9 protein-coding genes are annotated in these 14,018 nt (G+C 43.1%); 3 read left to right on the forward strand and 6 right to left on the reverse strand.

Features of this window, described 5'->3' with window-relative positions; all coding sequences use genetic code 11:
* Positions 1 to 3 precede the first annotated feature (3 nt).
* Entirely contained in the window at positions 4 to 585 is a 582-nt protein-coding gene (locus HUZ36_RS09565) for a GNAT family N-acetyltransferase (protein WP_128732251.1), read from the forward strand.
* Between the two features lie 242 nt (positions 586 to 827).
* Here HUZ36_RS09565 and HUZ36_RS09570 read toward each other — a convergent pair whose 3' ends face one another.
* Positions 828 to 2,039: an alpha/beta hydrolase-fold protein gene (locus HUZ36_RS09570; RefSeq protein WP_176032700.1), complete on the reverse strand. Its 1,212-nt coding sequence runs from the start codon at positions 2,037 to 2,039 to the stop codon at positions 828 to 830.
* Positions 2,040 to 2,154: 115 nt separating this feature from the next.
* On the opposite strand from HUZ36_RS09570, the gene HUZ36_RS09575 reads away from it, so the two are divergent.
* Positions 2,155 to 4,242: a winged helix-turn-helix domain-containing protein gene (locus HUZ36_RS09575; RefSeq protein WP_176032701.1), complete on the forward strand. Its 2,088-nt coding sequence runs from the start codon at positions 2,155 to 2,157 to the stop codon at positions 4,240 to 4,242.
* 525 nt (positions 4,243 to 4,767) lie between these two features.
* Here the strand turns inward: HUZ36_RS09575 and HUZ36_RS09580 are convergent.
* On the reverse strand, positions 4,768 to 6,738 hold the full coding sequence (locus tag HUZ36_RS09580) for a monovalent cation:proton antiporter-2 (CPA2) family protein (RefSeq protein WP_176032702.1): 1,971 nt from the start codon (positions 6,736 to 6,738) through the stop codon (positions 4,768 to 4,770).
* 152 nt (positions 6,739 to 6,890) lie between these two features.
* Here HUZ36_RS09580 and HUZ36_RS09585 point away from each other — a divergent pair, with 152 nt between their 5' ends.
* Positions 6,891 to 7,787 (forward strand): GGDEF domain-containing protein, encoded by an 897-nt coding sequence (locus HUZ36_RS09585; RefSeq protein ID WP_128731468.1) that lies wholly within the window; start codon positions 6,891 to 6,893, stop codon positions 7,785 to 7,787.
* Between the two features lie 31 nt (positions 7,788 to 7,818).
* Here the strand turns inward: HUZ36_RS09585 and HUZ36_RS09590 are convergent, their stop codons facing one another.
* The 4 genes from HUZ36_RS09590 to dnaE all read right to left on the reverse strand — a co-directional run bounded on the left by HUZ36_RS09590 (position 7,819) and on the right by dnaE (position 14,018).
* Complete coding sequence (locus HUZ36_RS09590; RefSeq protein ID WP_254879530.1) at positions 7,819 to 8,172, reverse strand: hypothetical protein; 354 nt, start codon at positions 8,170 to 8,172, stop codon at positions 7,819 to 7,821.
* A complete protein-coding gene (tilS, locus tag HUZ36_RS09595; protein WP_176032703.1) occupies positions 8,144 to 9,463 on the reverse strand; it encodes a tRNA lysidine(34) synthetase TilS in 1,320 nt (439 codons plus the stop codon). The genes HUZ36_RS09590 and tilS overlap by 29 nt, the downstream gene beginning before the upstream one ends.
* A gap of 90 nt (positions 9,464 to 9,553) precedes the next feature.
* The gene (accA, locus tag HUZ36_RS09600) at positions 9,554 to 10,510 is read right to left on the reverse strand and encodes an acetyl-CoA carboxylase carboxyl transferase subunit alpha (RefSeq protein ID WP_125253095.1); all 957 of its coding nucleotides are present in this window, start codon (positions 10,508 to 10,510) and stop codon (positions 9,554 to 9,556) included.
* 16 nt (positions 10,511 to 10,526) lie between these two features.
* Positions 10,527 to 14,018 (reverse strand): DNA polymerase III subunit alpha, encoded by a 3,492-nt coding sequence (gene dnaE, locus HUZ36_RS09605; RefSeq protein ID WP_176032704.1) that lies wholly within the window; start codon positions 14,016 to 14,018, stop codon positions 10,527 to 10,529.

Here is a 14,018-nt window from a genome sequence, read left to right on the forward strand (position 1 = left end):
CGCATGTGGCCAACTAATAAACCCCTGATAGGACACCATGTCACCCTTGAACCATTATCAACAACACATATTGATGCGCTGGAACGAGCTGTACAAGACGGTGAAGCGTGGAAGCTTTGGTATGCTAATGTCCCCACGCCACAAGATATGGAACGCTATGTTAATACAGCAATAAGTCAAGCACCTGAAGGCAATCTTGCCTACGCGGTGAAGCTAAATAGCAGCAACGAAATCGTAGGAACCACCCGCTATTACAATGCAGATATCGCTAATCGCCGCGCCATGCTGGGCTATACTTGGTACAGCGATAAAGTGCGTCGAACGGCGGTAAATACGGAGTGTAAACTTTTGCTGTTACAGCAGCTTTTTGAAGATTTTGATGCCATTGCAGTCGAGTTTAGAACCCACTTTTTTAATCACGCTTCTCGAAGTGCTATTGAGCGCCTTGGTGCTAAGCTAGATGGTATCTTACGCAGCCACCAAATTGGTAGAAATGGTGAGTTAAGAGACACCGTAGTGTATTCGATTATCGCCTCAGAATGGCCCACCGTTAAGCAGCATTTATTGAGTAAACTCGACAAGTAACTCGAAAAAGCATAAAGATCGCGGCGAAAAACTGCTCCCACTTCGTGCTGTCGGGGGTGCTTTATGTGGCGAGCTATGAAAACAGAAGAACACACAAGATCGCAGGGTGAAGCTGTTCCTACTTCGTGTTGTAGGAGGCGCTTTATGCGCCGAGCTGTGAAAACAGAAGAGCACACAAGATCGCAGGGTAAAGCTGTTCCTACTGCGTTTAGTAGAAACAGCTTTACAAGGTGAGGTGTAGCTTACTGTACGATTTTACTTTTCGCTTGGGCTATCATACTTTCAAAGTAATCATATACTGTTGGGTCATCGACTTGCTGTGTTTTAGCAAGCTGCAAGGCGTGACTAAAACTCTCCAAAGCCTTATTATAAGATTTACTCTCTAAATACCCATGGCCAAGGCTTGCATGGGCATAAGATGAGTCAGGATAACGCGTGACAAATGCCGTTAAAGTCACAAGTGCAGCGTCTAGACGCTTATGACTGGTTTGTGCGTCAGCAAGTGCTTTATATATAGACTCTGGCGCTAACACCGCAAACTCATAGCGCTTGGAAAGTTTTAGGTAGTAATCTTCAATATCAGAAATATGTGCATATTTTCCAGATTCTTCATTCAGCTCAAAATAGAAGTCATCAAAAAGCTTCGTTAGCCCTTCATATAGGCTCGGATAAAATGTAGTTTGATGCGTTTCCGATTCTTTGAGGCTAAATTGCCATTTTATATCTGTTGAGCGAAGTGCTTTAAGGTTAGACGCAACTCGCATACCGTTAGTGTAAAAGTCACCACCCTCCCCTGCAATGCTGAGGTACAAGTTGCGGCTAAGATCATGACCTGAGTTGCTCAGAGCTTGAAACTGCTGGTCAAGCTCTTCCTCTCCCCACCAACCTGGCGGACTGATAAGCAGATAATTGGTAAAGACATCTGGCTTGCTTAAAAAGGTGTGTAATCCGTAAATCCCGCCATTGGAATACCCCACTAAAGTACGATTAGGCTTGAGTGAATATCGCGATTCAATGAAAGGAAACAGCTCTTGAGTTAAGAAGTTTGTAAATTCGGTCGTTTTACCAAATTGAGGAAACTTTTCCTTAATCCAACGCTGTCTGCTACTTTTCGGTTCACCGTTAATTGATGGTAAGTAGTCTCTTGTTCTTACCGTTGTTTTTAGTCCAACAATTATGGTAGCTGGTATTTTACCAGTGCTAACTAAAGATTCCACAGTACCTACGGTTTGGATAAAAAAGAATTCCGCATCGAGTAAGTACAACACTTGATATTGCTTCTTTGGGTCGTAGTCATTTGGTGTGTAAATCATGACCTCTCGATTTTCTTTTAATATCTCAGATGCAAAAGAGACTTCCAACCCTATCGTGATAGGTTGTTGTTTTAACGTTTGTCCATACACCTTACTTGATGTCGCAACTAGCATTATTACTAGAAAAATAATAAAACGCATGACTTTCCTTTTTAGTTTATTTTTATCAGTGTGTTACATTAGGAAAAAACAGTGCGGGAAAACAACAAAGTTTGCTGATTTTTCGCTGATAATTTGCTGAAAAAAGAATTTTGAAATGGAATTAAAGCAGTTTTTGATTGCAGATCACCTTGTGGATGTATCTCGCAATCATATTGTTATTGACCAACAGGCATATACCCTCCCCCCAAAAGCAATAGCAGTACTCTGTGAGTTAGCAAAGCAACCAGGAGAAGTGGTGAGCTTTGAGCAACTGCTTAACACCGTTTGGCACAACAGAGTTGTTTCTCTAAATACATTACAGCGCTGCATTTTCCAAGTTCGCCAAGTATTCAAATATGCTGATCGTGACTTAGAGTTTATAAAAACGCACAGCAAAAAAGGCTATAGTTTAGAGGTACCCGTTACGTCGATAGCTAACAAACCTGTCGCCCGTAAAGTGGTTCGAAAAAATCGTCCGCGCGCTGCAAAATTTGCTGTAGCGGCGCTCATGGTATTGATTGTGGCTTTTACCTCTACCTTTATAGCTAAACTCAAACTCAGCCCACAAATACCTAGTCAACCTCACTTTACCCCGATAACCACAAGTGACGCATGGGATGCTAATGCCAGCTATTCACCAGATGGTAAATGGATTGCTTTTCAGCGCTTTAGCGATAATTGTCACAGTCAACTTTGGGTAAAAAATTTAACCTCGCACAAAGAATTTCGTTTAACCGCTATCCAAGGCGTGTACGGTAAACCAAGTTGGTCACCTGACACAAAGCGACTGACTTTTACCGAGCGCAGTCATTGCAAGGCTCAACAATCCTCCCCCTTTTGCTGGTCCCTAAATACACTGGAATTTGAGACTGCACTCAACACACCACAAACACCACGTACCGTTATCGCTTGTAAAGAAAAACCTATGTGGCGTGCAAATTGGATGAAAAATGGGGAAATCAGCTACTTATCGCATTTGCGCCCTCAACAAACGGTGCTTTCCCTTTTTAACCCAAAAGAAAATATAAACAATACAATCAACCATATACAGAAAGGAAAAAGCTACACTCTTGACTACCTTGCAAGTAAAAATATTTTTGCACTTGTAAGTATTGACGAACACAACTCGCATCATCTGACTATATACAGTCCAGATAAAGCAACAACGAGCACTGCAAAAATTGCTCTCCCGTACGAGCTGTCGCCATTGCAACCGATTGACATCAGTTTTCATCCAAGCGGCGAGTACTTGCTGGCTTCGACGACCAACGGACTTTATAGACTAGAAACCAGCGGGAAAATGGTTACGCTTGATACTGGAGGTAGAAAAAATCTAAGAGGAGCTGCCTTTTCAGCTGACGGAAGACATATTTTAGCAACGCAGATACACGCTGATACTGATATTTTTACCTTAAGTCTTGCCCAAATACGAAATCACCAAACCGCTATAACAAAAAAGGTTGCTAGGACAATAATGGGAGAAGACAACCCGCAGTTTCAGCCTCATGGTGATCATATTGCCTTTACATCTACACGCACGGGTTCAAGACAAATATGGCTTTACAATAGTCAAAGTGTTTCGCAACTGACCAACTCACAGCATGACAACATTAGCAAGCGAATTGCTTGGTCTCCTACGGGGAATGAGATAGCAGGCACAACGCAAAAAGGACTTACACTGTGGTCTTTAGAAGGAGAAAAAACTTTTATCTCTAATTCTCTTGCTATTGATTCCGTTATGCAATGGTTGACGCCAACAACGTTATTAGTCACAGCAAGAGAAAATGGGCAAGCTGGACTTTACATTATTAACAAAGATACCAAAGAAGCCTCGCTCGTGGTTTCTGAAAATGTAGTTTGGGCTGCACAAGTAGATGATGGACATTTTATTTATCAAGATATGAGTAAGCGTTTTTGGTTTATTAACCTAAACATATCGCCTTTCCCGACTGAGCTACGTGAGCTTCGCGATCAGTTAGCTCAACCATTTGCCGTTTATAATGACGGTATATTGTACGGTGTAAATAACCATAACCAGCTCTGGTCTTATCATCTTAATAAAAAGATATATCAACGTCTTACAACAATACCCAGTAATAGCCGATATTTGGCGGACTTTAATGGTGAAACCTTTTTATTCACCCAAATGCATTTATTGCAAAAAAATATCGTATCTTTGAATATGCCAGATGCTCAAAATTAAGTCAGTGCATCCTGCACCTACCCGTGTAGTAAGAGACGCTTTATGCGGCGAGCTGTGAAAATAGAAAAACACAAGATCGCAGAGTAAACTTGTTCCTACTCCGTTTAGTGGCAGGCGCTTTATGTGGCAAGCTGTGAAAACAGAAAAACACGAGATCGCAGGGTAAACCTGCTCCTACTTCGTGTTGTCAGAGGCGCTTTATGAAGCGAACTGTGAAAACAGAAAAACACGAGATCGCAGGGTAAACCTGCTCATACTCCATGTTGTCGGAGACGTTTTATGCAGCGAACTGTGAAAACAGAAAAACCCGCAAAATCACAGGGTAAACCTGCTCCTACTCCATGTGGTAGGAGACGCTTTATGCAGCGAACTGTGAAAACAGAAAAACACAAGATCGCAAGGTAAACTTGCTCCTACTTCGTGTTGTCAGAGGCGCTTTATGAAGCGAACTGTGAAAACAGAAAAACCCGCAAGATCGAAGGGTAAACTTGCTCCTACTCCATGTATTACGCTGATGCAACATCATTACGGAAGGCCGTCGAGCAAGAATTGCTCTGCCCTTTCAACGCGCCGGGGTTTCCCGCGCAGCAGTAAAACGTCGTTCACTCGCAGTACAGTATGCTCATCAGGCTGTTCAATTTCCTCGCCGTCTCGCCTGAGCGCGGTGATATCAACACGTTTACCACTAAGTCCAAGCTCAGCTATCGACTTATCTACGGCATAAGCATTGTCTGGTAGTGCTAGCGCATGCAGGTACTCTAACCGCTCTCCTTTCATTTCATGTAAGTCACTACTTTCACCTGCAAAAAATCCATGTAAATAAGGATAACGGTTTTCTCGTTCTTGACTGACTCGACGAAAGATCCTGCGCATGGGCACGCCCGACATATAAAGAACGTGGGAAACCAACATCAAACTAGCCTCTAAGCTTTCAGGTACAACCTCCGCTACTCCCATACTTTTTAACTGTTCCATATGATTATCATCTTTCATTCGTACTAAAATTTTGACCTCTTCTGTACGGCGACGAATCGCATCCACGATAACTTGTGTCTGCTCAAAATCGTCAAATGTGATGATCACCAAACGCGCTTTGTCTATATGGGCTGATTTTAGTAACGTTTTTTGCGCCGCATGACCAAATAAAACAGGCTCTCCGGCAAGCTGTGCATCCTGAACTATTTGTGGATTACGCTCAATTGCTACATATGGGATGGCCTCTGGTCGTAAGAAGCGGGCAATGGTCTGGCCAACTCTAGCATAGCCAAATATCACCACATGGTTTTTTAAATCTGAAGTTTTATAACCACTGGGCACTTCTGGTTGCCAGTCTTTTTCTATACGCAAGATATTAAGTATTTGTGCCGTTTTACCGATAAGATAAGGAGTGAGAGCCATAGATAAAACACCTACCGCAATCAAAAATGACACAACGTGTTGCGCCAATAGTTGGTGCTTGCTTGCCAAAGCAAGTAAAACAAATCCAAACTCACCCATTTGCCAAATCAAAATACCAGCTCCCCACGCGTCTTTTTTACGCTCACCCATGAGCTGCGCAATAGCAGCAATAACCAATACTTTAATTACCAGCACAGCAGCAAGTGCGGCGACAATGTAGATGAATTGGTCAAGCACATAGGGAATGTTTAATTGCATCCCAACAGTGACAAAGAACAACCCCATTAGAATGTCCCTAAAGGGTCGTATCTCCGCTTCGAGTTGATGACGGTATTGGCTTTCTCCAAGCATCATACCGGCCAAAAATGCCCCAAGAGCCATAGATAACCCAAATGAGTAGGTCAATGCGCCGGCACACAAGGCCACCACCAAAGTTGACAATACGAATAACTCATCCGTTCTAACAAGCGCAATTTCGTTGAATATTTTAGGTAGCAACCACTTACCAACAGCCCATAGAACAAAGCAAACAATCGCGCCTTTTGCAAAAGCAAAAACTAATGCTGACGCCAGTTGTGAATTACTTGCTGAAGAAATGAGTGGAAAGGCAATCAATAACGGCACGACGGCAATGTCTTGAAACAGTAACATGCCTATCCCCAATTGGCCGTGCCGAGCATTGAGCATCCCCAACTCTTTCAATAGTTTAACCACTACGGCTGTTGAGGAAAGTGCGATTAAGCTTGCGATAACAAACGCGGCAACCCAACCATGTTGCATAAAACGCAACACTAACATACCAATTACCGTTGTGAGAATGACTTGTAAACTACCCAAACCAAAAACCACGTTACGCATTGCCATTAATTTTGGAACCGAAAATTCAAGACCTAAACTAAACAGCAAAAATACGATCCCAAGCTCAGCCATAAAGTGAATTTCATGGCTATCACTCATCCAACCGATACCATGACTACCCGCTATTACGCCCGTTAGTAAGTATGCCAAAATAGGCGGCAATCCAATCCTTTTAAAGCACCAGACTAAAATAACAGCACATAACAACAAGGCAAAAACTTGCGCGAAGATACTTTGCAATCGACCTCCTGAGCAAAAAAATGACGGGAAATTTAAGTGGATTTATTTTTCTCCCTATTAAATATAGCAAGCGTTTGTTTTTAAGCCAGTTTAGATTTTTGGCATAAAGTTCGCATAGTCTATGCGTATTGTTGTATTTAGGGGGAAGAAATATGGAAAACGTCCATATTTTGACACAAAGACTGCCGATCAGAGGCGATTATTTGCCGTTCAATTCTGAGCAGTATAATAAGCAAAACGGTGAGCAATATGCTCGCTTAGTAGATAAACTACAAACAACGTTGGACATAGAAGAGTTGCTTACAATCTATGCAGAACACGTTGCTAAAATATCGAAAATTGCTGGTATTCAGTTTCACTGTAATCTCGGTGTTTTTCAGATGAAAAATAGCGATAGCCACTACCCTGCAAATAGCTTTGATTTGGAGCTAGGAAAAGAGCACTTGGGGCAATTGGTATATTTTAGTGAGTTTCCTTTTAGTGAGGCGATTAAAGCCAAACTTGTCAAGTTACATGCTTGCCTAATCTACCCAATGCGTAACGCCTTGATGTATAACAGGGTATTACAATTAGCAACCAAGGATTCACTAACGGGCTTGTATAATCGTAGTCAATTTACAGACAACCTTGAAGAAAAGCTTGAGCGTTGTCGTCGTCAGCACAGAAACTTTAGTTTGATGCTTTTGGACTTAGACAATTTTAAGCAGGTCAACGACGTTTATGGGCACAAAGCTGGTGATGAGGTGTTGATCGAATTTTCACGTATTTTACAAACTTCAACGCGAGCGACAGATGCTGTGTTTAGGTTTGGTGGTGATGAGTTTGCCATCTTAATCGACGATCCTGCGTTTACCACTAATAAAGTGATCGCAGAAAGAATTATGGATGCCGTCAGAAAGTCGACGATGTTGGCTAAATACACTGTAACGACAAGTATTGGCTTTACCTTAGCATCAAGCCATGACAATGCCGACAATATATTTGCGCGTTCCGATAGCGGGCTTTACCGCGCTAAAGCCGCCGGACGAAACTGCGCACGTGCAGTATAAACAACACGCTTTCCCCTTTTGCTCAGCGTTATCACGAGCGCTGAGCGTCTTTATCTACATACAGATAAACGATTAAAGTGAAAGCAGCTCCATTAAAAAACCCATTCACAACCCACGCCAATGCAAGGAAGTCGGGTAGTGTCGAAAATACGACTGCAAATAAAGGCGACAGTAAGCCGAGAATAAAGTAAAGACCACCTTTCTCATGCCAGTAAAGCAATAAAAAAACTACGCTCATCACCCCTGAAGCTGATGCAAACACTTGATTCACCCACACTACTTCACCAAATACAAACAGTAAGGCAAAAATAATGAATGTGATTGCCAAAGCGTAAGGCGCTTTTCTTGCAAGCTGTCTACCTATTTTCAGATTTTCTGTCATCATTTATTATCCAATTAATTCCATCGTTGTCAGCGTATTCAGCATTAACAAACAAATCGACTACTGCAACCGGTGTGTCATTGTAATAAATTACCGCGATAGATTCACGCGCCCAGCTTGGGATACGTAAGTCTTTTAGCCAATGCTTTAATGTGTTTGAGCCAGGCTTGCCCTTTGGCCTAATTTTATCTTTTAACCTACCATAACGAACGCTGACTACCTCATCTGACAATGGTAACCGACAGCCATTACCTGACATCATCGCTAGAGGGTGACTATGCTCGTTGAGTACACTGTGGTCTGCAATAACGATATCTTGCTTCTTTTTAACCGGTGTAACCCAATGCAGAGCGCCTCGATAGCTACGCACAGCACCTTGTGAAAGCGCGATTTTTAGTTGGTTATCTTGCTTTGCTGAAAACGCCTGCTGCACTATTTGATCTAGTTGCTTTTGACTAGGCATATCAACATTCTGATGTGCCAGCCACCGGCGTATGACGTTATCTCGCCGCGCCGGCGATAATTGAGACAAAGAAGTAATGTCTAATGTGTTTTGGTACTGACATTTTTTTAAATCTTCTGCGCTTATTTCATCTATGATAGCTTGCTGGCTTTGTAAAATCTCAACAGTTCGCAGCACACTAGCAACAAAACCATTAAATCTCGACTTCAACAACGGAATAACTTGATTACGTAGAAAGTTACGATCAAATACATCATCTTTGTTAGACTCATCATCAATGTGGCTAAGGCCAAACTGCTGGGCGAATGCCTCGATTTCATCCCGTGTCGTATTGAGTAAAGGCCGCATACACGCTCGTCCACTTTTAAGCTGAGTGTATGGCTTCATTGCACCTAAACCCAATAAACCTGAGCCGCGTTTTAATCGCAGCAAAAACGTCTCAACCTGATCATCAGCATGTTGGCCTAACACGAGAATATATTCCGGCTGCGCGGCTTCATCTAATGCTTGGTAGCGAGCATCGCGGGCCTGAGCTTCCAAACTAGTGCGGCTTTTTTGGGTAATAAAGACAGATTTAGCAGTAAACGGCACAGCCAACGAATGGCATAATGATTGACAAAAGTGCTGCCACTTTTGAGCATGTTCAGATAACCCATGATTAACATACACAGCTTGTAGAGCAAGACCATGCTTATCTGCATAAAGCTTACAAAGGTGCAGCAACACCACGGAGTCTACGCCACCAGATAAAGCTACACAAAGCCCAGGCGAAGTAGCAATAAATTGCTCCAGATTTCGCTGCACCTGATGGTACACGTGGCTATTTCTCATATCCTCAGCCATAACCCCAATAAAAAAACCGCTTAATAGCGGCTTTTTATCTTAAATCCAGTTGCTTATCAATACACAACTCAATTTGTATTAACAATATCCGAACGACATCAAACGCTTGTATCGCTGATCGAGCATCTCTTCTGAGCTTAACGCTTCAAGATCCGCAAGGTCACGCTTTAGCTGTGCCTTAAGGTTTTTCGCCATCGCATCATAATTGCGATGTGCGCCACCTAGTGGCTCCTCGATGATGTTATTAATCAAGTCTAATTCTTTAACGCGAGATGCAGATACACCCATAGCCTCTGCTGCCAACGATGCTTTTTCTGCGCTCTTCCATAGTATAGAAGCACACCCTTCTGGTGATATAACTGAGTATGTGCTGTACTGCAACATGTTTACTCTGTCACCGACACCGATAGCCAATGCACCACCCGAGCCGCCTTCACCAATTACCGTACAAATAGTCGGTACTTTTAGTGCAGCCATTACTTTAAGATTGCGTGCGATAGCTTCGCTTTGACCACGCTCTTCAGCACCAACACCTGGGTATGCTCCCGGAGTATCAATAAAAGTAATGATTGGCATTTTAAAGCGCTCAGCCATTTCCATAAGGCGCAGTGCTTTACGGTAACCTTCTGGCTTTGGCATGCCAAAGTTACGCTTAATTTTCTCAGCGGTATCACGGCCTTTTTGCTGGCCAATGATCATCACGGGTTTACCGTCTAACCGTGCCACACCACCTAAAATAGCTGGATCATTGGCAAATGTGCGGTCACCTGCAAATTCGTCAAACTCGGTAAAAATGCGTTCAATATAATCGCGAGTATATGGACGAAGCGGATGGCGTGCTAACTGCGACACCTGCCATGCACCCAAGTCATCAAAAATTTTCTTGGTCAACTCGACATTCTTGTCTTTTAGGCGGCTGATCTCTTCTTCAAGGCTAAGATCTAAGTCACCCGAACGGCTAACGTTTTGTAATTCTTTGATCTTTGCTTCCAATTCTGCAATTGGAAGTTCAAATTCAAGATAATTGAGGCTCATGCTCTAAACTACCTGTTTAGTTAAATTCTAATTCTAATTCTTGCGCCGCCAACAGTGACAAACGAGTTAAAAGTTCATCACTGGGCGTCACACACCATTGTGTTCCTAATGTTAACTCTGCTAATGCATCAGGACGCTGATATTTTATGATTACTGGACATGTTCCAAATTTATATGGTTCTAATACTTTTTTGAAATTATCAAAGAAGTTCGCGTCAATTTGAGCCATATTTAGCGTCATTTTTATTGCACTAATGCGTTTTTCTCGCGCTTGAGCAATGGTAGAGACTTCTCTTGCGGTCATTGTAATGCCACCAGAGAAGTTATCAAAGCTGACCTGTCCAGATATTACCAAGATTTGGTTAATTTGCAGCAATTCTTGGTACATTTCAAACTGTTCAGGAAATAAGCGTACATCAATGCGGGCACTTTTGTCATCTAAAGTGATAAGTCCCCAGCGCGCACCTTTTTTATTTATTAGCGTACGTGCATTAATAACTAATCCTGCTGCGGTAGCTACCGTATCACGATTACCCGGTTGCAAGTCAACCAACTTACCAGAGGTATAGTATTTTAATTCTTTACGATATTGGTTAATGGGGTGACCAGTAAGGTAAAGGCCCAGCGTTTCTTTTTCGCCATGCAGCCACTCTTTATCACTCAGTGGCGTCGCTTTAATAAAGGCCAGCTCTACTTCATCGGGTTCGACAGCCAATAACCCGAACAAGTCACTTTGTCCTAGCGATTCAGCTTTGTGATGCTGCTCAGCAGACTTCATTGCATCTTGTAGGCTTGCCAGTAAAGTCGCACGTCCGGGTTGATCTCCATCTGGGCCCAGCTTATCGAGCGCACCTGCATAAATGAGTTTTTCAATTACACGTTTATTAAGACGTTTTAAATCCACGCGAGCACAGAAATCAAATAAATCTTTAAATTCACCACCTGCTTCACGCGCTTCAAGAATTGCCTCTACCGGTCCCTCACCGACACCTTTTATGGCACCAATTCCATAAACTATCTCACCTTTAAGATTGACCGTAAACTTGTAAACTCCGGCATTGACATCTGGTGGTAGTAGCGTCAACTTCATGTTTTCGCATTCATCCACCAAGGTAACAATTTTGTCAGTATTATCCATATCGGCGGACATTACTGCGGCCATAAATTCTGCAGGAAAGTGGGTCTTCATCCACAGCGTTTGATACGACACTAAGGCATAAGCAGCAGAGTGTGATTTGTTAAAACCATAACCTGCAAACTTCTCTACCAAATCGAAGATCTTCATGGCCAGTTCGCCATCAACACCATTATTTTTGGCACCATCTTCGAACGTTGCACGCTGTTTTGCCATTTCTTCGGGTTTTTTCTTACCCATTGCGCGACGTAGTAAGTCAGCGCCACCCAAACTATAACCTGCAAGTACCTGTGCAATCTGCATAACCTGCTCTTGGTACAGGATGATCCCGTAAGTCGGCTCTAGAATAGGTTGTAAACTATCATGTTGATATTGTGCGTCAGGATAAGAGACTTCCTCTCGACCATGCTTACGGTCGATAAAGTTATCTACCATTCCCGATTGCAGTGGACCTGGGCGGAATAACGCAACCAATGCGATCATGTCTTCAAAACAGTCAGGTTTTAAGCGGCGAATGAGGTCTTTCATTCCGCGAGATTCTAGCTGGAAGACCGCCGTAGTTTGGGCATCGAGTAGTACATTAAAGCTTGCCGGATCGTCTAAAGGGATTGCTGCAATGTCAACGGGTTCGCGGTTCTCTCTGGCTAAACGTTCATTTGCCATATCGAGCGCCCACTGCAAAATAGTCAGCGTTCTCAATCCTAAGAAGTCGAACTTAACAAGGCCTGCGGTCTCTACATCGTTCTTGTCAAACTGAGTAACCGGAAACTTACCCTCTTCGTCACAATACAGTGCCGCAAAATCGGTGATCGTCGTAGGCGAGATAACAACACCACCGGCATGTTTACCGGCATTACGCGTACAACCTTCAAGAATACGACATTTATCAATTAGCTCTTTAACTTCCTCATCACTGTCATACGCTTCAGGTAAACGTGGCTCAACATCAAACGCTTTTGCCAAGGTCATACCAGGGTCACCCGGTACCAGCTTAGAAATCCTATCTACAAAGCCATAGGGATGCCCGAGTACACGGCCAACATCACGGATCACGGCTTTTGCCGCCATAGTACCAAAGGTAATGATCTGAGATACTGCGTCACGGCCATAGAGTTTTGCAACGTGATCGATTACCTCATCGCGCCTATCCATACAAAAGTCGACGTCGAAGTCAGGCATAGATACCCGTTCTGGGTTGAGGAATCGTTCGAATAGCAGATCAAACTCAAGCGGATCAAGGTCAGTGATCTTCAGCGCATAAGCGACCAAAGAGCCCGCACCAGAACCACGACCCGGGCCTACAGGTATACCGTTATCTTTACTCCACTGAATGAACTCCATTACGATTAAGAAATAACCAGGAAATCCCATTTGGTTGATAACGTCTAGCTCAATTTGCAAACGCTCATCGTACTCACCGCGTTTTTCTTTACGTTCGTCTTCTTCAGGAAATAAGAACTGTAATCGCTCTTCTAGACCATCGCGCGACACTTTTACCAAGAAGTCTTCAATGGCTAGATCGCCGGTTGGATAGTCAGGTAAGAAATACGTACCAAGTTGTACGGTAACGTTACATCGCTTGGCGATCTCAACCGTATTTTCGAGCGCTTCGGGTATATCGCTAAAAAGCGCCTGCATTTGTTCAGACGTTTTTAGATACTGCTCTTTGGAAAAGCGCTTAGGTCTATTTTTATCCTCTAATGTGTAGCCATCATGAATAGCCACTCGGATTTCATGGGCATCAAAATCTTTTTCGTGGAGAAATACCACTTCATTAGTCGCTACAACCGGTAAGTTTCTTGCCGCTGCAAGCTCTACAGCGCTATGGAGATATTCTTCTTCTTGTGCTCTGGATGTACGTTGTAACTCGATATAAAAATGATCGGGAAAGTGTGTTTCGTAAAATTCGAGTGTTTCTTCAATAAGTTTCGGATTGCCTTTTAAGATGGCTTTTCCCAAGTCACCGTCTTTGGCACCTGAGATCAAGATCAAGCCTTCTTTATATTTTGCTAACCACGCTTTATCAATAACCGGACGGTGAAATACGTGACCACGAAGATAGGCGTCCGAAATGAGTAAGGTAAGGTTTTTATATCCTTGGTTGTTTTTAGCTAGCACTAAGATCCTGCTAGGCTCATCAGGAAACTGATCTGACTTCAACCAAAAATCCGCTCCGATGATTGGTTTGATCCCAGCCCCATGTGCGCCACCATAAAAGCGTACCAAACCACATAAATTCATTTGATCGGTAATGGCCAGGGCTGGCATTTCAAGCTCTTCAGCTCTTGCAACAATCGGCTTAGTCTTGGCTAGGCCATCCACCATTGAAAAATCACTGTGTACACGTAAATGGACAAACTGCGGGGCTGGCAT

The organism is Pseudoalteromonas sp. McH1-7, from assembly GCF_013366255.1.
GTDB lineage: Bacteria > Pseudomonadota > Gammaproteobacteria > Enterobacterales > Alteromonadaceae > Pseudoalteromonas > Pseudoalteromonas peptidolytica.